Here is a 25,703-nt window from a genome sequence, read left to right as displayed (position 1 = left end):
CCAGGACTTCCTTACAACTTAGCGAGTTGGAGATGCGCGTAATAAAAAAGCAGATTGCGCTTCTCCTATACAAGCAAAGAGCCTTCAGAATCACGACGATTTCGTGAAACTGAGGGCTCTTCTGGCAGCGGCCGTGCTGTTGACGCAGCTGCGTTATAGAAATTGCTTAGCTCAATTCGTGCTGCAGCAGTCACTGTGACTGCGACTGGACTGTATTCTTCACGCAGAGGAGAGCAGCGAATTTTGTCGCCGCGTCCACTTTTTGCGCGCTCAAAACGCGTACAATGCGTATACCGCGCCCACTTCAGTAACGATGTCTTCCGGCGGAAGCGGTCTGCGGACACCGTCCGTTATGCCGTTCACCGCATTCAACCGTTACCGCATGTTACCCGTTCAACCGAACGATCCGCACGCCTTTAGCCGCAACCGTAATCCGGCCCGCCAGCTGCTCGCCCGCCAGCAGATCATGACCGCTGGCCGCCCCGAGGTCGACCGCGGCTTCGCCCGCAGCATGGTTGAGCAGGAAGAGGAAGCGCTGGCCGTCTTTCGAGCGAACCGTCACTTCAAGGTCGGCAGGCGCATCGGCGATCGGCGCTTCAATGCCGTTGTCTTGAACCAAGCCGCGGATAAAATCATCCATGAACGCCTGATCCGGACTCGTCGCCACGTACCAGGCGCGGCCTTTGCCGAACGCGTTCACGGTCAATGCGGGCATGCCGCGGTAGAAGTCATCGCCGTATTCCGCGACCACTTCCGCGCCTTCGGCGTGAATGAGGTCGCATAGGATGCCGCATCCGTATTCGCCCGACAGCGCGCCGCGTTCTCCCTTCATGACGATCCGGTTGCGCTGCTCCGGCAGCAGGGCGTCGATCTCTTCCGCCCAGATGCCGAGCACCTTGCGCAGCTCGCCGGGGTAGCCGCCCAGCGTCACGATGTCGTTCTCGTTCACGATGCCGCTGAAGAACGTCGTGACGAACGTGCCTCCGGCTGCGACGAACGCCTCGACCTTCTGCGCAAAACCCGGACGCAGCATGTACAGAACCGGCGCGATAACGATCTTGTACTTATCCAGCGCTTCCTCCACGCTGATCATATCCGCCGCGATATGACGCTTATAGAGCGCATCATAGAACTTGTGCACTTCGTTCACGTATTTCAGCGCGACCGTCGGACCGCTCGACAGCTCCGTCGCCCAGCGGTTCTGCCAATCGTAGACGATGGCGACCTGCGATTCCAGGCGCGAATCCAGCAGCGCGTCGCCCAATCCGCCCAGCTCCCGGCCCAATTCCGCGACTTCGCGGAACACGCGCGTGTGCTCATGGCCGACATGCTCGATGACGGCGCCGTGATACTTCTCGCAAGCCCCTACGGATCTGCGGAGCTGGAAGAACAGCACCGTGTCCGCGCCGCGGGCTACGGCCTGATAGCTCCAGAGGCGCATGACGCCAGGACGCTTGAGGGAATTGTAAGCCTGCCAATTCTGCTGGCTCGGCGTCTGTTCCATCAGCATGAACGGCTGGCCGCTCTTCAGCCCGCGCATCAAGTCATGCGTCATCGCCGTGAAGCTCGCAGGCGTATCGAGACTCGGATAATTGTCCCAGGAGACGATATCCATGTGCTTCGCCCACTCGAAATAATCGAGCTCCGGATAGAAGCCCATCAAGTTCGTCGTCACCGGAATGTGAGGCGTACGCGCTTTAACTTCGTTGTATTCCATTTTATAGCAAGCCAGCAGGCTGTCCGATTGGAAGCGGCGGTAATCCAGCGAAATGCCTTGGAAATTCGTGCGGTGACCGCCCCATTCCTCGCTCAGCTCGTTCGGCACCGGAATTTCGTTCCAATCATAGAACGCGTGGCCCCAGAAGCGCGTGTTCCAAGCGCGGTTCAGCGCGTCGATCGTCTCGTATTTGTCGCGCAGCCAGCCGTGGAAGGCATTCGCGCAATTGTCGCAGTAACAGTAACCGCCGTATTCATTGGAAATATGCCAAATCAGAAGGGCAGGATGGTCCTTGTAACGATCCGCCAGCTTGCCGGCAAGCGCGGACGCGTACTTCCGGTAAGTCGGGCTATTCGGGCATGAATTGTGACGACCGCCGAATGCGCGCTTGCGTCCTTGATAATCTACGCGCAGCACGTCGGGATGGCGCTTCGCCATCCATGCAGGATGCGCCCCCGTTCCGGTCGCGAGGCAAACGCCGATCCCTTGCGCGTGCAGCAGTTCCATCTGCTCGTCCAGCCAGGCAAAATCATACGTCTCCTCGTCCGGCTGGTCCAGCGCCCAGCTGAATACGTTGATCGTGGCCACGTCGATGCCGGCCAATTTGAACATCCGATGATCCTCGGACCATGTTTCGCGATCCCATTGCTCGGGGTTGTAGTCCCCGCCGTACCATATTTTCGGAAGCTTCTCGTTAATCATGCCAGCGCACATCCTTTGTCGCCGCCAAGCGATCGCCGGGATTATCTCCCATTCCTTTCGCAAAGTCGGCATATAATGATATTTCCATTGTAGTGGCGACTCGTTATAATCGAAATATAAATAATTTCCCCGCCTATATAATAATCTTGCACCTCCTATTAATATACAGTCCCGGCAGAAGCATCCCATGAAAGGAGCGGTCTATCCCATGCTGATCGAATACGAAGAAACGCTTGCCACGGAGCATCGCCGGTACGTCGCCGCCGCCACCCAGGCGCAGACGCTGCCGCTGTATCTGGAGAGCATCGGCTTTAACCCGGCACAGGAGCCTATTCAACGTCGGAACGGCTATCCGCTTTATCACTGGCTGGAAACCGTAGAAGGCGAGGGGGACGTCCGGTTTCATGGCCGGGCCCTGACGCTTCCTCCGGGATCGGGAATTCTGCTCATGCCGGGCGAGCCGCACGAATACCGGCGGTCCGCGGACATCTGGCGGACCCGTTACGTCACCTTCGGAGGCGCGGCAGCTCCGGGCATGCTGGAATCGCTCGGCATGTCCGCCTCCGCCTCCTATCGCTGGGAGGCGGATTCGCCAATGGCCGGGATGCTGCCCGCCTTGCTGGCAGAAGCGGCGCGCGGCGGCGATGTGTTCGGTCTGGACGCTTCCCGCGGCGTCTACGGTTTCCTGCTGACACTGTGGAAATTCGGTCAGGCGCGCCAGGGGAGCGGCATTTCGCAGAGCTTGCAGCGGATCGCCCCGCTGCTGGAATGGCTGGAAGCGAGTCTGCAGGACCCGTCGTTGAATCTAGGCAGCATGTCCGAGCATAGCAGCCTGTCCCCGCGCCGGCTGAACACGCTTTTCCATCAATTATTCGGCCTCTCGCCTTATGCGTACCTGCTCCAGCTGCGAATCCGCCGCTCCCAAGAGCTGCTCGTCAGCCGATCCGGACGGACGGTCGCCCAGATCGGACAAGACGTCGGCTTCCGCGATGCCAGCCATTTCGTCGCTACCTTCAGGCGGCATACGGGCGAGACGCCGGAGCGATTCCGACTGCGGTAATCAGCAGCGCGAACAACAAAAAGACCCTGTTCCTAAGAACAAGGTCTTCACAACGAACTACTTTGCTTTTTCAGCTTTCCGCTATCCTAACTACTCCGTCATCCAACTCCGTTCAGCCGGATTTACTTCGTCATCGGATACATCGGCATCTGAAGGGCCGGCGCTTGTTCCGGCTCGCTCGCGTTGCTGAATTTATTGACTTCTTCCTTCAGCCCCAGCATGCGCTGATCCAGCATCCCGATCATATCGGCCGTCGCTTTAAGCTGCTCGCGAATGGAAGCCGGCATATCGTCGTGGAATTGATAATAGATTTTGTGCTCCAGGCTGGCCCAGAAATCCATGGCGATCGTGCGAAGCTGAATCTCGACCGTCACATGCTCCGTCCGATCCGAGAGGAAGATCGGAATGCGAATGATCATATGCAGGCTCTGATAGCCGTTCGGCTTCGGGTTCTTGATATAATCCTTCTCCTCGATCACTTCCACGTCGCCTTGGCTGCGAATCATATCGTATACCCGGTACACGTCCGTCGTGAAGGAGCAGATGACTCTGACCCCCGCAATGTCGCGGATATGCTCGGCGGCGTTCTCTTTGGACACTTCGAGCCCTTTGCGCTGCAGCTTCTCGACGATCCCCTCGGGCGATTTGATCCGCGTCTTCACATGCTCGATCGGATTGTAATTCTGAATAAACTGCAGCTCTTCGTTCAGAATCGTCAGCTTCGTGCTGATTTCGTCGAGCGCGAATTTATAGCTCATGAGCATTTTCGCCCATTCCATGACCATTTGCTTGTCCATCATGATTTCTTCACTCCCGTTGCATTCGTCTATGCCTGTTATAGAATCGGTGACAGCAGCCTTACGCAAGACTCCCGGAAACGCTGAAGCCTGGAACGCCGCTGGTATTCGTCATACGTCAATTCCGTGCATTCCTGCATATCCTCTTCGAATATACGTTTCAATCGCAGCGCCGTTTCCGTATCGTAGAGAATCGCGTTGACCTCGAAGTTCAGCTTGAAGCTCCGGATATCGACATTCGCCGTTCCGACGGATGCCACGCAGCCGTCCACGACGATCGTTTTCGCATGGAGGAAGCCTTTCTCGTAGAGGTAGCACTTCATGCCTTCCTCTAACAGCTCCCCTAAATAGGAAAAGGTTGCCCAATAAACCATTTTGTGATCCGGCTTGCTCGGCAGCATGATCCGGACGTCGATGCCGGACAGAACGGCCAGCTTAAGGGCGTTCAGCAAGCTTTCGTCCGGGATAAAATAAGGCGTTTGCATGTAAATGGTCTTTTTCGCGGAATGGATCATTTTGATATACGCATTCTTGATTTGCTCGAGCGTCTGATCGGGTCCGCTGGAGACGATTTGAATGCCCGTCGTGCCCGTATTCGCCGCCGGCGGGAACAGATCCAGCACCTCGCGGCTCATGGAAGTGTGACTCGCCAAATTCCAGTCCATCATGTAATGCGCCTGCATCTGCAGCACGGCATAACCGGTAATACGCAGATGCGTGTCGCGCCAATAGCCGAATCTTTTGTTGCGGCCCATATACTCGTCCCCGACATTGAAGCCGCCGATGTAGCCGATTTGGCCGTCGATGATAACGAGCTTGCGATGATTGCGGTAATTGACGCGAAAATTCAAGTAAGGGATTTTGGACGGGAAGAAATACGCGATCTCTCCGCCGGCCTGAACGAGCCGGCTGAAAAATTCCCGCTTCAGCAGCGAACTGCCGATATCGTCCACGAGGAATCGAACCTTCACGCCCTGCTTTGCCTTCTCGGTCAATGCGTCGACGAGACGGTTGCCGATCTCATCGTTATGGACGATGTAATACATCAAGTGAATATGATGGCTGGCGCGCTCGATATCCGCGAACAGCGCCTCGAATTTGTCGGGACCGTTCGTGTAAATATCGACCTTGTTGTTCTGCGTGTAGAGCGCGAATCCGCTGGTCAAATTCATATAGATGAGATCCGCGTATTGCGCGGCCGAGTCATCGTGAAACACGATCCGGTGATCCCGAAACTCCCGCCGCTGCTGCTCGATGAGCGCCGTCATCGTCTCCTTCGTGCGCTTGTTCAGCTTGTACAGCTTCTTCTTGCTTAAGTTCTGCCCGAATACCAAATACACCACGAACCCGACGGCCGGCAGAAACAACAGCACCATCAGCCAGGCCCAAGTCACCCCGACATTGCGCCGCTCCAAGAACATGACCGCGATCGCGAGCGGAATATTGATAATGGTAATGATCGTTACGAAATTCGAAAAGATAAAGTCCTTCATGGTCGGTTCTCCTCAGTTAGGCGGATGCAAACGAATCGGAACGCTTGGCGCCAGTACCAGTATAACCCATACGGGCCCCATGAGGAAAATACCCCCGATGCCCGACTCCAAAACGCGCGAAAAAAAGTGCAGCTTCCCGGCTTTCGAGAAACTGCACTTGATTCGTCGCTTTACCTTATCCCGTAACCCGGCACGGCCGATTTGACCGCAGTCGCTTTGCTTTCCGCGCCGCTGTCATTCACTGCCGAGACTTTGTAATAGTACCGCGCGCCGATTGCGGCCGTCGTATCCGTGAACGTCGTACCGCTTACTTTGGCGTTCAAGGTCTCGAAATTGCCGTTATCGGCGGTCGAGCGCATCACTTTATATCCTGTTGCGCCTTTAACCGCAGTCCAACTGAGAACCACTTTCCCGCTGCCGACGTTTGTCGTTGCATCGAAATTCCCGGGAACGGGCAATAACACAATTTGGCCAACGTCGGGCAAATGAATAGGCACGGTGTCTATGATATCGATGTTCTCTTTCGGAACATACACGACATTGCTTGGAGCGCTGATTCCGCCTCTGTCCCCCGCCGTGACTCTATAGCTGAAGCCTCTGATGAACGAAGTCGATGGATCGGTATACGTCGTGCCGCTGACATTAGCGGCTATCGTCTTAAAGTCCGTGCCGGTTCCGTCAGCCCGCTGCACGTCGTACCCTACGAGCCCGCCGACATCGTCCCACTTCAGAACGACGCCAGATTCGCCCCTTACCGCGGTTAAATTTTGAGGTGCCGGCGGCGGCTGCATGGTGACCGCGACCTTAATCGTATTGGAAGGAATGCTCTCGCCGTTTTCGTTCACGGCCGTTACTTGGTAGTAGTAGGTCTTGCCGATGGCAGCGGTCGTGTCCTTATACTTCGTATCCGCAAGGTTCGCGCGTCTCACGGCGAACGGACCGCCGGGCGATTCCGAGCGCTTCACGGTATAGCTCGCTGCATCGCCGACCGCGTCCCAGCTCAGCTGTACATCGGTTCGATTGATGATGACTTCATTATACTTGCCAGCCGTGCCTCTCACGCCGGATAACTGGAATTTCAAATTACCGGGAGGCTTCGGCGGCGGACAATTGAGGTCGTACTGGAAGAGCCGATAGTTCGCGTCGACCACGTTTTTCCTGAAATCATCGGATGCTACCCAAACATCGTAGCCTGCAATGACATCCAGTCGGAGAAAAGCGTCAACGGCGATCGCATCGCATCTTCCCTGTTCATAATTGCGATAATATCCTGCCTTAATGCCTGGATACAGGTCGATGCCGGCATACGCGATATCCAGCAGCGTAAGCGTCAATTGAACATCCGGACCGGCGGCCAGGCTGGCATTTGCCTTGGTGTCCACGTTCAACGCTGCCGTGTTCGTCGTGTTGTTGATCTGATGCAAGCCGTTGCCGGACGAGAGGCTGAAGCCTTCTTCCAGATGGAATTTGTCATTGAAGTCGACGACGATCGTCGCCCTGAAATCAGGATCGATTCTAAGAAAAAGCTGTCCTTTGACGAAGACGCCGGTAAAGACGGGCACATAAAAAGGCGTCGTGAGCGGAATCATCTTGGGCTCGTTCAGCGCACCGTTGCCCGTATCCGCTACGACATGCACGTTCGTCGTGACGTCTCCGATCAGCACGAGCGACGAATAGAAATCGAGATCAATATCGAACCAATCGATATCGATATCCAATCCGATGTCCGCTTTGACCCCCAAGTTGCAGAAGTTCATGTTGGCGTCGAGCGTAACGCCTTGGACATAGGCATGGTTCATGCCGATGTTCATGCACGGCAAGGTCACGGACGTGCTCTGCGCGGCGACCTCGTTCGCCTTGATGGTCACCGACGAATCGATCGGCTTCAGCATCTTCGGATTAATCGCTTCCGTGGTGCTGATATCGAGTTTGGAGAACACCTCGCGCGGCTTGGGCACGGATGTTTTGACGACCAGCGCGCCGTTCTCCTTGCTAAGGGATACCACTTTCTTCGCGACGCCGCCGTAATACTTGTCATTGGGAGGCAGGACGAACACATCGCCGACGTTTAATTTCAAATTCGGATCTTTAATGACCCAAGTAACGGCATCTCTTTTCGAATAATCCGTGCTCTTGCTTTGCTTGACTTCGGGCTTGTATTCGACGATTTTGCGCGAGCCTCCCGGTGTCGACGCAGGCTGCTGCCCCGGAGAATAATGCAGGGCTCTCACCAACATGACTGCCGCTTCCGCCCGGGTCGAATTATTCCCGCCTTTGAAATTGCCGTCCGGGTAGCCTTGAATAATGCCCGATTGCAGCGCGGCTTCGATCAAGTCGCGATTCAGCTTCAGGCTCGCTTGATCCTTCAGCTGGCCGAGCAAATTCTCTTCCGTTTGCGGCGGCAGCTGCAGTGCCCTTACGATCCAAACCGCCATTTCATAACGCGTAATGGGCTGGGACGGTTTAAAACCGTCCGGAAAGTCGGCGAGCAGCAATATGCCGTTCGATAAGCCTGCGGCAATATATGGCGCAGACCAACGCTTCGGATCGACATCCTTGAACGGAACGTCGGCGGACGCATGGGGAAGCTTCCGCAGCTCGACGAGCATCTTCAGGAACTGCTCCCGCGTGACTTTGCCCGAAGGCTTGAACGTTCCGTCTTCGAACCCGGCCACGATGTTCGCTGCGGCAAGCTCCATGATTTCGTTATACGCCCAGTGGGTCTTAATATCGCTGAAGGAAGGTGGTTTGGACTGCTCCGGCTGGCCTGCTCCGCTATTGCCGTTATCACCAGCATAGGCTGAAACACCAGCTGGATCCGCAAGGTCGGCAGGATCGCCAGCAGCGGCTGCATCGAGCGTTGGAGCAATGACGCTGAACAGCATGAGGAACATGGATAAGAAGAGCAATGTCTTACGGCTTCTCTTAAACATTCGAACGCACCTCCCGATTTCAATTAGAAGCGAGCAAAGCAACTCTCTTGACCGACGCTTAGCTGATTTGCTGCAACGTGCTCCCTCCTATCGCATGGAAATAGAAACCGAGGCTAGCTAGCTGATAAGCAAGCATGCATAAACAAGACCAAGAGTATGCAGGGACGCGAGTTGGCATGTCAGATTCAGAGAAAGCATGCGGTCGGAGTCGGCGCCGGAACGCCTAGCGAACAACTTGTATTTCGAAGCGTGCGAACGTCTGGAAGCAATTGCTATATTGAAGCGCGCGAGTGTTAGTAGTGGTATGTATCTGAAAATGGAAGGCATTTCTGACGATCGATGATTTTGCATTACACGTCGGATGTATAGAATCACCGGCAATTCGTTCGGGGAGTGGAACCGAGAGGCTGCTTGGCCGGAGCGATCAAGCCTCGACATGTCGCGCTTCATTGCGAAGTCGCTGCATTTGATTGAGGGGGGAGAGTCTATGCATAGGTGGCTGGACTTCTGGTCGGTTACAGCATATGGGCTAATGATGTAATTATTCGTGATAGGGATGATTTATCCTGTTTGGACCGCCGCGGTTAATGATTCAGCATGGGCTGTCGTCGGTTAGCAGCATCGCACATGTAGTGCGCGTAGTGCACTTCTTGGCTCGTATTCACTGGTTTTTCACCCCTGATGATTCGTGCCCCCTCCTCGTTTCAATTAAATAAGGCTGCCCCCTCGATAAAATCGGGTGAACAGCCTGTGCTTCAGAACCTATTTCGTATACGAACCATCAGCCCAAAGCGCCTATCCGCATGCCTCAGCAATCGAGGCCCATTTCCCTAACACTTCCGTTTCCGCCTTACAAATACCGCATCAAATTACTCACCACATGCTCCAAATGTTCTTTCATCCGCTGGCCGGCCAGCGCCGCATCCCGGTCGCAGACCGCTTCGAAGATCGCCAGATGCTCGCGGTACAGCCGCTCGGCAACGGATTGGTTGGCGTAGATTTCAACGCGCCGGATGTCGCGGATGACGATCTCCAGCTGGCCGACGATCGATTCGAACAAGCGCACCATGATGGAATTATGCGTCGCTTTGGCCATATTCAGGTGAAAAAGCAAATCCGTCCGCTCGCCTTCCAGATCGTCGCCGATCGCCGCTTCCATCTCCAGCATCAGCTTGCGAAGCAGCTCGATATCCGCGTCGTTCGCTTTCTCCGCGGCAATGGATGCATTCGCGACCTCCAGCGACTGCCTCGCTTCCAGCAGCTCGAGCAGCGTCTCGCGGTTCATGCGCAGCTGTTGGAGCTCGGGCAGCTCCACCGGCGCAGGCGCGCTGCTGATGACGCGGCAGCCGCCGCCTTGGCGGATTTCGATGAAGCCCATCGCCTTCAAGGCGCTCAGCGCCTCCCTCGTCGTCGAGCGTCCGACGCCGAACTGCTCGGACATCTCCTTCGTCGAAGGCAGCTTGTCGCCGACCTTCAGTTTGCCATCCAGGATCAGCTGCTTCAGCTGCTCGGCGATTTCTTCGTAATGGTTTCGTTTCGATAGACGGGTGATTTCCATAGCTGAAGCTCCTTTACTACGCGTCGTACGGCTGCGCGGCGCCCGGCCTGCTACCCGACGATCAGCGTATAGACGACGCCGGGGCCGTGAACGCCGATCGTCAAGTCGTTCTCGATATCGGCCGAACGGCTAGGTCCCGATATGAAATGAATGCCCGCCGGGAGATTCTCTCTCCCCGCGCGGTCGAAGTTGATCAGAATCTGTCCCAGCCGCGTGTGCAGCCGCTCGATCGGGATGATGACCATCAGCACCGTCGGCAACAAGCTGACGGAACGGCCTTTATCCTTCGAAGACAGCACCGTCACGGAACCCGTGTACGCAGCCGCGTAATCCGCGATGACGACGCCGAAATCCGCTTCCGCGGCGCGCGCTTTCCAATGCTCCTCCGGATCGCTGTTCCAGACGGAGAACGACGCATCCGGAATCGCGCCTTCCAGATCCAGCGCGTCCAGCTCGGGCTGGTTCTGGCGGATGATGTACCGCGCGCTCATCTCTGCCGCTTTGCCGGCGATAAAAGCACGCGCCTCCTCCATCGATGCGAGACGCTCCGAATGCCCCCCGGCCGCCTTGAAGTTCGCCCTGAACTTCTCGACCCGCTCGTCAACCGGCCATTCAAACGCATTCCAGAAATCCGGAGCGCCCCGGAACGGATGCGCCGGCGGTTCCGATACGCGCGGTCTCCGCAGTTTGCCCGATATGCCGTCAATGAAGCCAGCTTGCTTGGCGCGGGACTTCGCCTCCATGTCGGCAAGCCACGCTTGGTGTTCCTCGGATTTAGCCATGATGCCCGTGACCTCCTTTGCCCGCCGCGCGGTCTTTCACGATCTGTTCCATCCGGTCCTTCATGGCCGGATCCATGTCCTGCAGTCCATGCCGGATCTCTTCTTCCATCGTCTTCCACTGCTGGCGGAACGATTGCTTCGGCAAACTCGGCGCCACGCGGTACGTGTTCCAGCCTTTCAGCGGGCCGATCTTCAACCGGATGCCCCCGTCGCGAACGACGAGCTTCTGGCCGAGCTGACCGAGCTTGACCGCGGCGCCGTACCGCTTCGCATTGGACATGACGGCCGCGAAGCCTTTCATCCCGAGCGCTTCCAGCTTGTCGCCTCGTCCTGCTTCCAGCTTGCGCCGGCGGAGGTAGATCAGCATCTCATGCAGCGGAATCTTCACCGGGCAGGCTTCATAGCAGGCCCCGCACAGACTCGAAGCATTCGCGATATCGTCCCATTCCGCGACGTTCTTCTTCAGCGCCGGGGTCAGCACCGCGCCGATCGGTCCGCTGTACGTACCGCCGTAGGCATGGCCGCCGATATGGCGGTACACCGGGCAGGCGTTCAAGCACGCGCCGCAGCGGATGCAATTCAGCAGCTCTTGGAATTCCGGATCCCCCAGCTGAAGCGAGCGTCCGTTGTCCACGATGATGATGTGCATCTCTTCCGGTCCGTCGGCATCGACTGCGCGGCGCGGTCCGGTAATGCCGGACATGTACACCGTCAGCTTCTGGCCCGTGGCCGAACGCGGCAGCAGCGTCGCCATCACTTCCAAGTCCGCGAAGGACGGGATGATGCGTTCCATGCCCATGAGCGTAATTTGCGTTTTCGGCACCGTCGTTACCATCCGGGCATTGCCTTCGTTCTCGAACAACACCATCGAGCCCGTCTCGGCTATGGCGAAATTGCAGCCGGTCATGCCGATGTCCGCTTCCAGGAATTTCTCCCGCAGCTTGCGGCGCACGAAGCCCGCCAGCACCTGCGTATCCGGCGCCAGCGTCTCGCCAGCGTCGGCCGACAGCAGCTCCGCGATCTGGTAACGGTTCTTGTGAATCGCCGGAATGATAATATGCGACGGCGTCTCGCCTGCCAACTGAATGATATATTCGCCGAGGTCCGTCTCGATCGCTTCGACGCCGATTCCCTCGAGCGCATGGTTAAGATGCAGCTCCTCGGTCACCATCGACTTCGATTTCACGACCGTCTTCGCTTCCGCATGCTTCGCGATGTCCAGCGAAATCTTCACGGCATCCGCCGCCGTATCCGCAAAATGCACGTGCACGCCGTTCGCCCGCGCGTTGTCCGCGAACAAATTCAAATAATAATCCAAATGCGCGATCGTATGCAAACGGATCTGCCGTCCGCGTTCGCGCCAATCGTCCCAGTTGCCGTGATCGGCTGCCGCGTTTTCCTTGCCGCTGCGCAGGCGCTCCGTCGTGAATTTGACCGCTTTCCGCAGAAAATCGTTATTCAGCGCCAGCTCCGCGCGCTCCTTGACGGTCGCCCCGCCAGCATGCGTTCCCGTTCCGCTCATGCGCCCTTCACTCCTTCATATAGAAGTTCCGCCAGATGCATGACGCGCACCGGCTTGTCGCGATAACGCAAATTGCCCGCAATGTTCATCAGGCATGCCATGTCGAGCCCGACGAGCACTTCGGCTTCGGTCTCCAGCACGTGGTCGGTCTTCTCCGTCACCATCGCGCCCGAAATATCGGACATCTTGACCGCGAACGTACCGCCGAACCCGCAGCAATCGTTGGCGAACGGAAGCGGGATCAGCTCCATGCCGTCCACTTGCTCCATCAGCATGAGCGGCTCTTCCTTCACGCCGAGCAACCGGCTGCCGTGACACGAAGGATGGTATGTCACCTTGTGCGGGAAATGCGCGCCGACGTCGGTTACGCCCAGCACCTGGACGAGAAACTGCGAGAATTCGTACGATTTCTCCTGGAGCTTAAGCGCTTTCGCCAGCATGACGGGGTCGTTCTCGAACAGCTTCGGATAATGATGAATCATGCCGGTGCAGGAACCCGACGGCGAAATGACAAAGTCGGCATGCTCGAACGCCGCGATGATCGTGCTCGCCGTTTCGCGCGCTTCTTTCCAGTAGCCGCTGTTGAACGCAGGCTGACCGCAGCAGGTTTGCACGGTCGGAAATTCCAGCGTGACGCCGTATTTCGCTAGCAGACGCACCATCGCTTCCCCGACGCGAGGGTACAGCGCATCGCTCAAACAAGTAATAAACAAGGACACTTTCACGGTATCCGGCACCTCTCTCCAAGTAGGTTGCATACCCGAGCAGCGATATGTCGCGACCAAGGTAGGTTGCATGCCCGAGCAGCGATATGTCGCGACCAGGGTAGGTTGCATACCCGAGCAGCGATATGTCGCGACCAGGGCAGGTTGCATACCCGAGCAGCGAACAACGTTCGCGACCAGGGGTGATCTATGATTATCATTTTATCAGGTTGTCAGACATGTTGACAATACATAATCCGCCGCTTCCGTAAAAATAGGCGCGGCGTTCTGCTGCTGCCGTTCCGTTATGATCGCGATCTTTGAGCGGGATGAAGAGCAACGGATTGAGAAATAAAGCAACCGGCCGAGAAATCGCAGATCGTAAAGAAAGATCGTCTCGAACAAGCAGGATAGTTCCTTCATAAAGCGTATTGTATTTACTTAGTGGTCGTAATCGGGGGCTTACGCGATGGAACGACAAGATGATTAGGAATGGATTGGACTGAGAAGCGCGGTGACATTGCAGTGCTTCGACCCGCTGTCCGTCATGGCCTTTGGTGAATGTTGGTGGCGGTGGGCGGTGGCCTTGGCGGTGGCCTTGGCGGTGGCGGAGGGCGGTGGCGGTGGGCGGTGGCCTTGGCGGTGGCCTTGGCGGTGGCGGAGGGCGGTGGCGGTTGGCGGCGGCCTTGGCGGTGGCGGGACGTGACAGTGTCGATGTCCCCAACCATGCCTATGAATCTGAATCGCTCTGTCTACGGCTAACGAATCGTATCGTGCTTATATGCTCGAAAATCGATGCAAATTTGTTCTAACGAACTTCAGCGTCGTTATGACATGGGGAATACGCGAAAACAGGCTGAATGGCGGGCTTTTGCAGGAAATAGCGCTCGTGGAATTCGTTAGAAATTTAAAACGATGTGTTTTGACCAAATAAGGCTCGTGGGATTCGTTAGGTGGTGGCAGCATGCGTCAGGTGGTGGCACCATTCGTTTGGTGGTGGCACCATTCGTTTGGTGTCGGCAGCATGCGTCAGGTGGTGGCACCATTCGTTTGGTGTCGGCAGCATGCGTCAGGTGGTGGCAGCATGCGTCAGGTGGTGGCACCATTCGTTTGGTGTCGGCAGCATTCGTTAGATGTCGGCAGCATTCGTTAGATGTCGGCACCATTTGTTAGGGGTCGGCAGCATCGGCTCAGCACCCGTTCTGTTCAGGTATCAACACTAGCACAGCTCAGGAAACGGCATAGCTCCGGTTTGCAGTCCGCAACATTAGCTTTCAGCAATCGTTGACCGTATAAATCCTACTATGAACAGGAGCAAACGACATGACCGGAAAGATCAAACCTGCGTTTCAGCTCATTATGGCGGCCCTGATGGCGACCGTCCTGCTTGTCGGCTGCGATAACGCTGCCGATGCCAAGTATCGAGGACCGAGCCTGTCGGGCTATAAGCTCTACAAAGACTACTCGTTCGGCACGAAACGCAAGGTGAACAGTTTGGACGCGCTCTCGAAAGATTTCAATCCGTACGGCATCGCCGGCACGATCGTCATCAACAATGAATGGCAGATCTATCAGCCGATCAACGCGACCAACCATGTACTGACCGCCAATTCCTTGGATTTGACGGCACTCGCGAATCTTGGCGGAGTCAAGCAAGGCGGTATCAGCAGCGGACAAATCGCCACGAAAGAAACGTTCAGCCCTTCGAAGGGCAAGACCTATATCTTCCAGCTGCGCGCCAAAATTCCGAACGGCGCCGGAACTTGGCCGGCCTTCTGGATGTATTCGCCCGGCGGAGAGGGTTCGACCGATTCCGAAATCGATATTTTCGAATTCTTCAACTCCGAGAAGCAGAACGTTTACGACTGGACCGGCTACGACCATGGCGCCGGAGCAAGCGTCGATACCTTCAAGGTCACGGACACGAAAGGAATATGGCATCCGGGCACCGATTTCTCGGCCGATTACCATACGTACACGCTGATCTGGAAGGAAGGCCTGATCGAGAAATGGGTCGATGACACGAAGGTGAAGAGCACCAAATTCAAATGGTTCGGCCCGCCGCCTCAGGTCATCATCAACTTGGCGATCGGCGGCGGCCCGAACGCCGAACCGACTTCGGCCACGTTCCCGGCGAAGCTCAGCCTTGATTATTTCCGCGTCTATGTAAGCAAGTAACCGTCCATGCGAGCAAGCGAAAAAGGGATGAAGGGCATGCGCTTCATCCCTTTTTATCGTTCCGCCGCCGTATAACATCCGCCGTTGCTCGCCGGCGCTATCGCCGAATGCATTCGCCGCTCAACCTTAGAACCGGCATTTGACGAAACGACTCTTCGACCGATAGGGCGTATGATCACCCGCAACGCTTCTTCGTCATACGACGCTTACCGAAATCGACCGCTCCGCCAATGCGCCGAGCGTCTCCTGCGGCACGCGGCGGTCGGTGATGATGCGATGCACCTCGCCGAGCTCCGCCACGTGCGTAAACGCCTGGACGCCGAATTTGCTGGCGTCGGCCAGCAGGACGATATCGTCGGCCATGCCGAGCATTTTCTGCTTGATGCGCGCCTGCAGCTCGTTGGATTCGCTTATGCCGCGCTCCAGATGCACGCCTTTGCAGGAGAAGAACACCTTGTCGACGTGATACGCGTCAAGCGACCGCTCCGCGAGCGGACCGACGTAAGACAACGAACGCTGCGCAAGCGTGCCGCCCGTGGAAATGACCTCGATGCGCTCTTTGCCGCTCAGCTCCATCGCCACTTTAATGGAATTCGTCAGCACGGTCAGCGGCAGATCCGGCAGGATCGTTGCCATATACCAAGCGGTCGAGCTGGCATCCAGCAGGATGCGGTCCTTCGGACGGATCAGCTTCACCGCTTCCTCGGCAATGCGCCGCTTCTCTTCCGCATGGGTAATTTCGCGTTCCGCATACGGAATTTCCGGCTGCGAAGGCGCATCCTTCACGCTCACCGCGCCGCCATGAGAACGGCGGAGCCGGCCGGCCTGCTCAAGCCGGTCCAAATCGCGGCGGATCGTTTCTTCCGTCACCCGGCACAGCTCGCTCAGCTCCGTTACACGGATGCTGCCGCGTTCGTTTACCAGCCCAACGATTTTCTCATAGCGTTCTGCAACCAGCATAGTCAACCTCTTCCTCTTTCTGCGTGTTCGATTATGAAATGCCCGCCAATGCGCGGAACTTGCCGTACGCTTCTTCCCACTGCGCTCCGTCCCGCGGCTCGTAGACCGTGACCGGGAACGATTCGCGAATGACCTTGCGCGCTTCCCAAATATCCGAAAGCTCGCCCTGCGCGATCCATTGGACGACCAGATTACCTAATGCGCTGCCTTCTACCGGCCCGGCCCAGACCGGCTTGCCGATCGCGTTCGCCGCCCACTGGCACAGCAGCACGTTCTGAATGCCGCCGCCGACCATATGGAGACCGCTGAAGCTCTTGCCCGAGAGGCGCTCCGTTAATTCAAGCACATAACGGTATTTCAACGCAAGGCTTTCGAGTATGCAGCGCACCGTTTCGCCCGGCGTCTGCGGCGCGCGCTGTCCCGTGTCGGCGCAATATTTCGCAATGCGGGACGGCATGTCGCCTGGATGCAGGAACATCGGATCGTCCGGATCGATGAACGTCTGGAACGCCGGCGCCTTCTCCGCAAGCGCCACAAGCTCGGGGAAGCCGAACGAAAGTCCTTCTTTCTCCCACGTCCTGCGGGTCTCCTGAAGAATCCACAGGCCCATGATGTTCTTCAGCAGCCGGAACGTGCCACCGACGCCGCCTTCGTTCGTGAAGTTCAGCTCCTGCGCCAATTCGCCCATGATCGGGCGGTCGACTTCCGTCCCCATCAAGGACCACGTGCCGCAGCTTAAGTAGGCGAAATCCCGCTCGAGCGCCGGAACCGCGGCAACCGCCGCGCCCGTATCGTGCTCGGCGACCGCGTACACCGGAATCGTTCCGATACCCAGCTCTTCCGTAAGCGATGCCCGCGTCTGCCCGACTCGCGTTCCCGGCTGAACGACGGTTCCGAACAGCGCCGGCGATATGCCGATATCGCCAAGCAATTCCGCGTCCCAGCCGCCCTGAATCGGGTTATACAGCTGCGTCGTCGTCGCGTTCGAGAATTCGCTGAACATCTCGCCCGTCAGGAAGTAGCGAAGCAGATCCGGGATCATCAGGAAGTGTTCGGCCTGCTCCAGCAGCGGCGAATCCGCTTCCTTCAAGGCAGCCAGCTGATAGATCGTATTGAACGGCAGGAACTGAATGCCGCTCCGTCCGAAGATTCGTTCCGGCGTCAGCCTGGCCATCGTCCGCTCCATCACGCCGTCGGTATGGCGGTCGCGATAGTGGTAGGGATTGCCGAGCAGCTCGCCGTTTCGGCCGATAAAGCCGAAGTCAACGGCCCAGGAATCGATCGCCAGGCTGCTCGGCGTCTCGCCGGCATGCTTCGCTTTCAACAGTCCTTGCTTGATGTCGTGATAGATACGCAGAATGTCCCATTGCAGGCGGTCGCCGATCGCCACGGGATCATTGCCGAAACGATGGATTTCCTCCACCTCGATCGTACGGTTATTCAAACGGCCAAGCAGCGCTCTGCCGCTGCTTGCCCCAAGGTCGTAAGCCAATATGCTGGGCAAAGGAAATCCTCCTATACGTTCGTCTTTGCTGGAATGACGCTGGAATGACAAGACAAGACATCCGCCCGCACGCCGCATAAAACAAACCGCCGCGGACGTATCCGCAGCGGCAGCTTCTGCTTCGGCCGGGTGCTAATTCTTCGCCACGGCGGCTTCCGCACCGCGCTTCAGCAGCACGTCTTGCTCGTACGTTTTCACTTCGGCCAGCCACGCTTCGCGAACCGGCACGCCATGCTTGGCGCAATAGTAATCCCATACCGCGCCGAACGGATAGGACTTGAACTCTTCCTGCAGCGCGAGGCGCGTCGTGAAGTCGAACGCCAGCTCGGCTTTGCGAAGCTCTTCAACCGGATCCAAGAAGCCGCGAAGCAGCGCTTTGATCGTGTTGCGCGTGCCGATGACCCAAGCCGCGACGCGATTGATGCTGGCATCGAAGAAGTCCAGGCCGATATGGGTTTTGCCCAGCAGATCGCCGCGCACGAGCTCGCGCCCGATATCGATCAGCTCGTCGTCCAGCGTGACGACGTGATCGCTGTCCCAGCGCATTGGCCGGCTCACGTGGAGCAGGATGCCGTCGGCGAACAGGGACAAGGAGGACAGTTTATTCGAGATGACTTCCGTCGGATGGAAATGGCCCGCATCCAGACAGATCAGTTTGTTGTTGGCAATGCCGTAGCCCATGTAGAACTCGTGGGAACCGACCACGTACGCCTCGGAACCGAGACCGAACAGTTTGCTCTCGACCGCATCGAGGTGATGCGCAGGGTTCAGCTCTTCCGCGAATACTTCGTCGAGCGCATCCTTCAAACGCTGGCGCGGCGCCAGACGGTCGACCGGCACGTCCTTGAAGCCGTCCGGAATCCACACGTTCGTCACGCAGGTTTGTCCGAGCTGCTCGCCGAAGTAAGCGCCGATCTTCCGGGATGCTTTGCAATGGTCGATCCAGAATTGGCGAATGGCCGGATCCGGATGGCTCAGCGTGAAGCCGTCGGCCGACTTCTCGTGCGAGAAGCATGTCGGATTGAAATCGAGGCCAAGGCCTTGTTCTTGCGCCCAAGCTACCCATTTCTCGAAATGCTTCGGCTGCAGCTGATCCAGCTCCACTTTCTCGTCCGTATCCGCATAGATAGCATGCAGATTCACTTTGTGCTTGCCCGGAATGAGCGAGAACGCTTTCTCCAAATCGGAGCGAAGCTCCGCCGGCGTGCTTGCGGCGCCCGGATAGTTGCCCGTTACGGAGATGCCTCCTGTAAGCGCTTGATCATTATTCAGAAAGCCGCGGACGTCGTCGCCCTGCCAGCAGTGCATGGAGATTTTGATATCGGCAAGCTTCTCGAGCACGGCGTCGACGTCGATGCCGTGGCGTGCGTAGAGCGCCTTCGCCGCTTCGTAATTCGCAACAATACTTTGGTCCATGATCATTGCTCCTTCGCTCTTATTTGATAGGGTGAGCCATGACAGACATCAGCGCGTTCTCGGCCTGCGTAGCGTCCAGACGGCTGTACTGCACGATGACCGGCACATCGCTCAACACCTCGATCGCGTAAGGAACGCCCACCGGAATGGACGCTCCGTTCGCCGAGAGAGACGACGTGCGGATATGCTTCGTTCTTCTGCCGGGTACGACGGCCGAAATATGCTCAAGCGGATCGCGGTCTTCGAAAAATATCGTAATGTCCAGCCGCGCATCCTCGGAAGCGCAGTTCAGCACGCAGATGGATTCATGGCTCTCGTACGCGCCAGGCGCGCTCGTCGGCGGAATGAAGCCGTCCGGAATGATCCAATGTTTCTCGCCTCTAGCTTGATTCATCGTCCGCATCGTCCTCTCTTCTATTCCATTCACTTCAAGTCATTTCGATTAACGCGTGAAAGCAGCCGGTACGCCGCCATCGATCGTCATCATGCAGCCCGTCGTTTTGTCCGCCTTCGAAGAAGCGAAGAACGCGATGCCTTCCGCGATATCGCGCGGATAGATGTTCACGAGCAGCGTCGTGCGCTTGCGATAGTACTCTTCCAGTTGATCCGGCTCGATGCCGTAAGCCGCCGCGCGCTCGTTGCGCCAGTTGCTGTTCCAGATTGCCGAGCCTTGCAGGATCGCATCCGGCAGCACCGTGTTGACGCGGATGCCGAACTCGCCGCCTTCGGACGCGATGCAGCGTGCCAAGTGCGCTTCCAATCCTTTCGCCGCGCTGTACGCCGACGCGCTCTTGCCTGCATAGATCGAGTTCTTCGAGCCGATGAATACCATGTTGCCGCCGATAGCCTGTTCTTTCATCAGCTTGAACGCTTCGCGCGCCACGAGGAAATAGCCCGTGCCGAGCACGCTGATATTCAGGTTCCATTCTTTGAGCGACGTTTGATCGAACGGGCTCGAAGTCGCAAGACCCGCGTTGTTGACGACGATATCGAGGCCGCCGTAAGCGAGCGACGTTTCGCCGATTGCCGCCATAACCGCTTCTTCGCTCGTTACGTCCATCTTCACCGCGATCGCACGGCCTTCTCCGAACTTCTCGTTAATTTCGCCGGCTACGCGTTCCGCACCTTCCAGGTTCAGGTCGGCCAGCACCACGTGCGCGCCTTCGGATACGAGGCGTCGCGCCGTTTCGCTGCCGATGCCGCCCGCGCCGCCCGTGATGAACGCGACTTTGCGGGAGAATTCGGCTTCCGCCGGCGCAAGGGACAGCTTGTAAAGCTCAAGCGGCCAGTATTCGACGTTGAAGGATTCGTTCTCGCTCAGCGATACGAAATTGCCCAGCGCCGTCGCGCCGCGCATAACCGCGATCGCGCGATGGTAGAGGGCGCCGCTCACTTTGGAGTTGGACCAGCTCTTGCCCGTATTGATCATGCCGACGCCGGGAATCAGGATGACGCGCGGAGCCGTTTCGAAAATCACGTCGCCTTCGTTCTTGTTGCGCTCGAAGTAAGCTTCGTATTGTTTCTTGTAAGCAGCGACGCTTTCTTTCAGAATCGCCTTCAAGCCTTCGATATCGTTAGCGTCCGGCTTCCAGTCGATGAACAGCGGAACGACTTTCGTATGCACCAGATGATCCGGGCAAGCTGCGCCGACTTGGGACAGCTCCGCGGAATTGGCGCCGCCCACGAATGCGAGCACGTCGGCTTCGTCGTCGAACGTCAGGATGCTTTTCTTCACGTCGCTGACCGCTCCGCGAATGGTCGGCATGACTTGCGAAGCGATGCTTCTGCGAACGTCCGCATCCAGCGCGGGATGCTTCACGCCGCCGAACAGCTTCGTCTCATTGACGCGCGCTTCGATGAACGCTTCGGCTTCGCTGATGATCTTGATCGTCTGCGCGTAAGCTTCCTCGCTCGTTTCGCCCCATGTCACGAGACCGTGCTTCTCCATCAGAACGAGCTCGGCGTTCGGGTTGTCGAGCACGCCTTGCGCAATCATCTTCGACAGGGTGAAGCCCGGGCGTACGTAAGGCACCCAGACGAAGCGGTTGCCGAAAATCTCTTTCGCCAGCAGCTTGCCGTTGTCCGCGCAGCACAGGCTGATAATGGAATCCGGATGCGTATGGTCAACGTGCTTGAACGGAAGGAACGCGTGCAGGAGCGTCTCGATGGACGCGCGCGGATGCTTGCTGTCGATCATGCAGTGCGCCAGGTAAGCGACCATTTCCTCGTCCGGCATTTCGTCGCGTTCGAAGAGCGGACGGATGTCCTCCATGCGAAGACCCGTGAAATTGCCTGCTTTCATCGTCGCCAGGTCGGAACCGCTGCCTTTGACGTACATGACTTCGATATCGCGGCCGCGGAAATCCTTAACCGTCGTCTTGCTGGACGTATTGCCTCCGCCCCAGTTGCAAACGCGGCGATCCGTGCCGATGATGTTGGAACGATAAACGAGCTGTTCAAGTCCTCCTTGAAGCTCCGATGCCTTAGCGTGATCCCATAAGCTCTGTACCATTTGTTTACCTCCGAATGAGTGGGTATAAGTGCGTATGAACTCAGTTTAGCATGTTTGTTTGTTTTTGAATAGCCGATTCCAAACAAAAACAAAAACGATATCCGCGTTTCGGGGCAAAACAAAAACCCGATTCCGATGGGAACGGAACCGGGCCTTGCGGGCCGCACGGAGCTTGCCTGCCGCCGAACGATTAATCCTCGTAAAATAGACCGATGAACGTAATGATGATGCCCAACAGGATGCAAATAAACGCCGCGCTCGGAAAACGAATGCTGAAATCGATGATCTTGTTCGAAATCACGCCGAGCACGATAAACTGTCCGCCTAGAAACATGAGCTTCTTGCCCGTCAGTCGATGCCGAAATACGGTAAACGCCGCAATCAGCCCGAGGACGATTACGATTCCGATCAATGCGCTTATGAATAAGAATCCGTTCTCCGTCAGCTTGAAGAGCTTGTAATACGTCGGTTCGCTGCCCATCTTCGTCGCTCCTTTCGTCCCGCGCAGCCTTAACGGCCGCATCCGCCTATCATAGCGCAATTCCCAGATTTTTCAACCGATTCCTGTTTAACAATCGGCCTTATGGTTAATGAAAGGTAGAATCCTCCATTCATTTCAGCCATTCATTTCAGCGGCGCGCGTGAACGACGGCGCGAAAACGAAAAGGGAGTGAGCCTATGAAGAGAAGAACCTGGGGAATGACCTATACGGCTTTATTGTGCAGATTAATCCTGGACGAAAGCAAACTGGAAGCGCACGAGCGGCGTTCCGGCAGTGCTGGCTTGCAAGGCGAAGAGGAAGAAGCGGTCGCTTCCTGGACGGAATTGGACGGCAATGCCATGAAGACAGGCACCCGATAACAGGCACGCCAACGACAAACGCATCCCGCGCCGTCAATCGGCCGATCGAGATGCGTTTTTGTGCTGCCTATTCATTCCGTCAAACCCAGCTTCACGGCAAAGATAGCCGCTTGCGTACGATCCGCCAAGCCCAGCTTATCGAGCACATGGCTGACATGGGTTTTGACTGTCCGTTCCGTGATCGTCAGCGCATCGCCGATTTCTTTGTTGCTCTTGCCCTTGGCAATGTGCAGCAGCACCTCTTGCTCCCGCTTGGTCAAGTCCGCGAGCGGATCCAGGGCAGCAGCACCGGACTGCGCGCGGCCTTGCTCGGGAGCAGCCATGAGGTCCATCAACTGAACGGTCACGTTCGGATGAAGCTCCACCTGTCCTTGGAACACGCGCCGAATGGCGCGCGCCAGCTCGTCGGGCTCGACGTCTTTGAGCAGGTATCCGCGAGCCCCCGCACGAATGGCGGGCAGGACATGGTCCTGATCGGAGAAGGAAGTGAGCACGATGACCTTAATGTCCGGATGCGAGCTTTTCAATCGTCTGGTCGCTTCGATTCCATTAAGCATCGGCATGTTCAAATCCATCAGGACGATATCGGGCTGCAGCAGGGCTGCTTGCTCGAGCGTTTCAAAGCCCGTGGATGCTTCGCCGACCAAGGTCATGTCCGCCTGAGTGGCAAGAAACACATGCAGTCCTTTGCGGACCATCGCATGATCGTCGGCGAGCAGAAGTTTGATTGTCATCCTTACCATCCCCTCGTCAGCCGGATTAGCCGGATTAATGGATTGTCTGCATCGGAATGGCTGCCTCCACGACCGTTCCCTTGCTCGGAGAGCTTGTAACCGTCAACCGCCCGCCTAACGCCTCGGTTCGTTCCCGCATAATGCTCAGACCGATCGATTCATGCCGCGGACGCTTGCTTAGGCGCGCGATGCCGCGGCCGCTATCTGAGATCCGCAATACCGCCTGGTCCGCGTCCAAAGCCAGATACGCGTCCGCTGCCGAAACGCCGGCATGCTTGCACACGTTATTGAGCGCTTCCTGGCCGATGCGCCACAACGTCTCTTCGATCGAACGGGGTAACTCGCGCACGCCGGACAGCTGCGTGCTTACGCGAAGTCCAAGCTTCTCCCCATAGGTATGCAGGGCAGTCAGCAGTCCTGTCTCGAGCCCCGCCGGCCGAAGCTGCATGATGAGCTCACGCATCTCCTTCAATGCTTGCCGGGACAACGATTGCATGTCCTTGACCGCCATCCGGGCCGCATCCATCTCTTGTCCTGCCGCGGCCAACAGGCTATCCGTCCCTTTGGCCGTCATGGACAGCGAGAACAGCAGCTGGCACACCGAATCGTGCAAATCGCGCGCAAGCCGATTCCGCTCGTCCAGCCGGGCCAGTTCCCGCCGGTTCGTCTCCAGACTGGCGCTGTCGAGCGCAACGGCGAAATGCTCGCCAAGCGCTTCCAGCACCTCGCTTTCGATATCGAAATGCCCGCGCTCGCTGTCGCTGCCGACTACGATGATCCATGGCAGGCTCAGACCCGCGTTAGGCACGTGCACGGCCATCGCGTCCGCGAGCTTCAGCGGCGGCAAGCCAGACGGATTGGCCTGATTAGCCAGATGGGCCAGATCAGACGCAACTGTGCCCGCAGCGTTCGCGAAACGCTGTTTCTCTCCGATGCAGCGAAGCCATGCCGCACCTTCGGGAGGCAGATGCGTGAGTTCATGATTCAAGCGTCCATGCGCGTGGCTCGCGCGCACGATAAAGTCATCGCCGATTCGTTCCAGGACGGCTGCAAACGTCCATTCGAAATGCCCGGCGATCAGGGCGACCGCCTGTTCAGCCAGCTGAACGGAATCGGTATGCGTCATCGAAGCGATTCTCAGCAGCCTGCTGAAGGTGCCAAGCCGCTCGTACAAGTCCGCTCTGCGCTGTTCGGCCGCATACAATCGCATGCGCTCGACCGCGCCGCCGATCTGGAACGCCACCGCCTGCAGCAGCGCCAGCTCTTCGTCCGAGAAGTGCTCCTTCCCCGGCGCCGCGACGTTCAGCACGCCAACCCTGCGGCTGCCGGACCGCAGGGGCACCGTCGCATGGTGGGTAATGCCCAGCGTGTCTCCCCGGCGGCAGGCTTCAGCGTCCTCGAGCCTTTTGCAGCCCATAATGTTAACCGCGTTGTTCAGCCTGCCGTCCTTGTATCGGTCCATGCACCAGCATCGGCCCGCTTGCATCGGCTGCTTCTCCTCGGACAATAACGCGGGAGGCAAGCCGTAATCCGCGGCGAACACGTACTCCGGGCGACCGTCGCTCAGGAAGATCCAGCCTGTCGTGAGACCTGTCAGCTCCAGCAATTTTTCCAGCACGAGGGTGAGCATCGGGGTCAGATCGCCCGGCTGGTTGAGCGTCTCCGCAATGGTTTTGAGGGTGACGAGTTCATGCACGCGCGGTTCCTTGGTCAAGCTTGATCCCCCCTTTCTGCGGATATTGCCCTGCTTGCACATAACCGCATTCTGTTACATTCGCGCAACAAGCAGGCTTCTCCTGCGCTTTCGTCGTGCCGAGCGCCGGCGCTTCTTCACCACGATTCCGCCCTCTCCGCTATTTATCGAATTTCTTAAGTTCAACAAATTCAAGCCTTTCGCCGTTCAAGCCGTCAAGGAAGACATTGCTCCATCCATTCGCCAGAAGGCTCGGGCCTTCCACGAGGACACAGCCTGCATGCAGCAGAGGATCTATCGCGGCTCGCAAATCATCTACCTCGAACGCCATATGCGTCTGCAAGAGGCGGGCTCCCGTTGTCGGCGCCGCCGATGCCGAAGCTTCCGATTGCGAAGATGCCGATGCCAAAGCCGCCGGCTGAACCAGTTCCAATCGGGCCGCACCTAGCTTAAGGAATGCGATACGCTCCCCGTCGAGGAGCAGCCGCGATTCCGGCACGAAGCCGAGCAAGCGTTCATAGAAGGCGACGGACTGCTCCAAATCCTGCACCTCGAGAGAGAAATGGTGGACTCTCAT

20 protein-coding genes are annotated in these 25,703 nt (G+C 57.5%); 3 read left to right on the top strand and 17 right to left on the bottom strand.

All coding sequences use genetic code 11. The annotated features are described in order from the left end of the window. Positions 1-385: 385 nt before the first annotated feature. Positions 386-2,419 (bottom strand): beta-galactosidase, encoded by a 2,034-nt coding sequence (locus tag GZH47_RS25730; protein WP_162643858.1) that lies wholly within the window; start codon positions 2,417-2,419, stop codon positions 386-388. A gap of 208 nt (positions 2,420-2,627) precedes the next feature. On the opposite strand from GZH47_RS25730, the gene GZH47_RS25725 reads away from it, so the two are divergent. Continuing rightward, positions 2,628-3,479, top strand: a complete 852-nt coding sequence (locus GZH47_RS25725) for a helix-turn-helix domain-containing protein (RefSeq protein WP_162643857.1) — start codon at positions 2,628-2,630, stop codon at positions 3,477-3,479. A 122-nt stretch (positions 3,480-3,601) separates the two neighbouring features. On the opposite strand, the gene GZH47_RS25720 is transcribed toward GZH47_RS25725, so the two are convergent. The 7 genes from GZH47_RS25720 to GZH47_RS25690 all read right to left on the bottom strand — a co-directional run bounded on the left by GZH47_RS25720 (position 3,602) and on the right by GZH47_RS25690 (position 13,289). Then, positions 3,602-4,279: a GTP pyrophosphokinase gene (locus GZH47_RS25720; protein WP_225446216.1), complete on the bottom strand. Its 678-nt coding sequence runs from the start codon at positions 4,277-4,279 to the stop codon at positions 3,602-3,604. A 35-nt stretch (positions 4,280-4,314) separates the two neighbouring features. Beyond that, entirely contained in the window at positions 4,315-5,769 is a 1,455-nt protein-coding gene (gene cls / locus GZH47_RS25715) for a cardiolipin synthase (RefSeq protein ID WP_162643856.1), read from the bottom strand. Between the two features lie 170 nt (positions 5,770-5,939). Next, the gene (locus tag GZH47_RS25710) at positions 5,940-8,702 is read right to left on the bottom strand and encodes an S-layer homology domain-containing protein (protein ID WP_162643855.1); all 2,763 of its coding nucleotides are present in this window, start codon (positions 8,700-8,702) and stop codon (positions 5,940-5,942) included. Positions 8,703-9,552: 850 nt separating this feature from the next. Continuing rightward, positions 9,553-10,260, bottom strand: a complete 708-nt coding sequence (locus GZH47_RS25705; protein WP_162643854.1) for a FadR/GntR family transcriptional regulator — start codon at positions 10,258-10,260, stop codon at positions 9,553-9,555. A 50-nt stretch (positions 10,261-10,310) separates the two neighbouring features. Continuing rightward, on the bottom strand, positions 10,311-11,042 hold the full coding sequence (locus tag GZH47_RS25700) for a LutC/YkgG family protein (RefSeq protein ID WP_162643853.1): 732 nt from the start codon (positions 11,040-11,042) through the stop codon (positions 10,311-10,313). Beyond that, on the bottom strand, positions 11,035-12,564 hold the full coding sequence (locus GZH47_RS25695) for a LutB/LldF family L-lactate oxidation iron-sulfur protein (protein WP_162643852.1): 1,530 nt from the start codon (positions 12,562-12,564) through the stop codon (positions 11,035-11,037). The genes GZH47_RS25700 and GZH47_RS25695 overlap by 8 nt, the downstream gene beginning before the upstream one ends. Next, on the bottom strand, positions 12,561-13,289 hold the full coding sequence (locus tag GZH47_RS25690) for a (Fe-S)-binding protein (RefSeq protein WP_162643851.1): 729 nt from the start codon (positions 13,287-13,289) through the stop codon (positions 12,561-12,563). The genes GZH47_RS25695 and GZH47_RS25690 overlap by 4 nt, the downstream gene beginning before the upstream one ends. A gap of 1,302 nt (positions 13,290-14,591) precedes the next feature. Here GZH47_RS25690 and GZH47_RS25685 point away from each other — a divergent pair. Further along, positions 14,592-15,446 carry a glycoside hydrolase family 16 protein gene (locus tag GZH47_RS25685; RefSeq protein WP_162643850.1) on the top strand — a complete coding sequence of 285 codons (855 nt, stop codon included), beginning with the start codon at positions 14,592-14,594 and terminating at the stop codon, positions 15,444-15,446. Between the two features lie 195 nt (positions 15,447-15,641). On the opposite strand, the gene GZH47_RS25680 is transcribed toward GZH47_RS25685, so the two are convergent. The 6 genes from GZH47_RS25680 to GZH47_RS25655 all read right to left on the bottom strand — a co-directional run bounded on the left by GZH47_RS25680 (position 15,642) and on the right by GZH47_RS25655 (position 22,319). Next, positions 15,642-16,406 (bottom strand): DeoR/GlpR family DNA-binding transcription regulator, encoded by a 765-nt coding sequence (locus GZH47_RS25680; RefSeq protein ID WP_162643849.1) that lies wholly within the window; start codon positions 16,404-16,406, stop codon positions 15,642-15,644. A gap of 31 nt (positions 16,407-16,437) precedes the next feature. Beyond that, positions 16,438-17,910, bottom strand: a complete 1,473-nt coding sequence (locus tag GZH47_RS25675; protein WP_225446215.1) for a rhamnulokinase — start codon at positions 17,908-17,910, stop codon at positions 16,438-16,440. 132 nt (positions 17,911-18,042) lie between these two features. Beyond that, complete coding sequence (rhaA, locus tag GZH47_RS25670) at positions 18,043-19,326, bottom strand: L-rhamnose isomerase (protein ID WP_162643847.1); 1,284 nt, start codon at positions 19,324-19,326, stop codon at positions 18,043-18,045. 19 nt (positions 19,327-19,345) lie between these two features. Then, complete coding sequence (locus tag GZH47_RS25665; RefSeq protein ID WP_162643846.1) at positions 19,346-19,720, bottom strand: sensory rhodopsin transducer; 375 nt, start codon at positions 19,718-19,720, stop codon at positions 19,346-19,348. Between the two features lie 48 nt (positions 19,721-19,768). Further along, positions 19,769-21,838: a bifunctional aldolase/short-chain dehydrogenase gene (locus GZH47_RS25660; protein WP_162643845.1), complete on the bottom strand. Its 2,070-nt coding sequence runs from the start codon at positions 21,836-21,838 to the stop codon at positions 19,769-19,771. A gap of 190 nt (positions 21,839-22,028) precedes the next feature. Next, positions 22,029-22,319 (bottom strand): hypothetical protein, encoded by a 291-nt coding sequence (locus tag GZH47_RS25655; protein WP_162643844.1) that lies wholly within the window; start codon positions 22,317-22,319, stop codon positions 22,029-22,031. Between the two features lie 197 nt (positions 22,320-22,516). Between GZH47_RS25655 and GZH47_RS25650 the strand changes: the two genes are divergently transcribed. Further along, complete coding sequence (locus tag GZH47_RS25650) at positions 22,517-22,699, top strand: hypothetical protein (RefSeq protein ID WP_162643843.1); 183 nt, start codon at positions 22,517-22,519, stop codon at positions 22,697-22,699. Between the two features lie 71 nt (positions 22,700-22,770). Here the strand turns inward: GZH47_RS25650 and GZH47_RS25645 are convergent, their stop codons facing one another. From GZH47_RS25645 to GZH47_RS25635, 3 genes are all read right to left on the bottom strand, one after another. Then, positions 22,771-23,433, bottom strand: coding sequence for a response regulator (locus tag GZH47_RS25645; RefSeq protein ID WP_162643842.1), 663 nt, complete (start codon positions 23,431-23,433; stop codon positions 22,771-22,773). Between the two features lie 34 nt (positions 23,434-23,467). Beyond that, positions 23,468-25,147: a GAF domain-containing sensor histidine kinase gene (locus GZH47_RS25640; RefSeq protein WP_225446214.1), complete on the bottom strand. Its 1,680-nt coding sequence runs from the start codon at positions 25,145-25,147 to the stop codon at positions 23,468-23,470. 139 nt (positions 25,148-25,286) lie between these two features. Next, positions 25,287-25,703 carry a VOC family protein gene (locus GZH47_RS25635; protein ID WP_162643840.1) on the bottom strand — a complete coding sequence of 139 codons (417 nt, stop codon included), beginning with the start codon at positions 25,701-25,703 and terminating at the stop codon, positions 25,287-25,289.

The organism is Paenibacillus rhizovicinus, from assembly GCF_010365285.1.
In the GTDB taxonomy this organism is placed as follows: Bacteria; Bacillota; Bacilli; order Paenibacillales; family Paenibacillaceae; genus Paenibacillus_Z; species Paenibacillus_Z rhizovicinus.
This window is presented reverse-complemented; position numbering and strand designations above follow the sequence as displayed.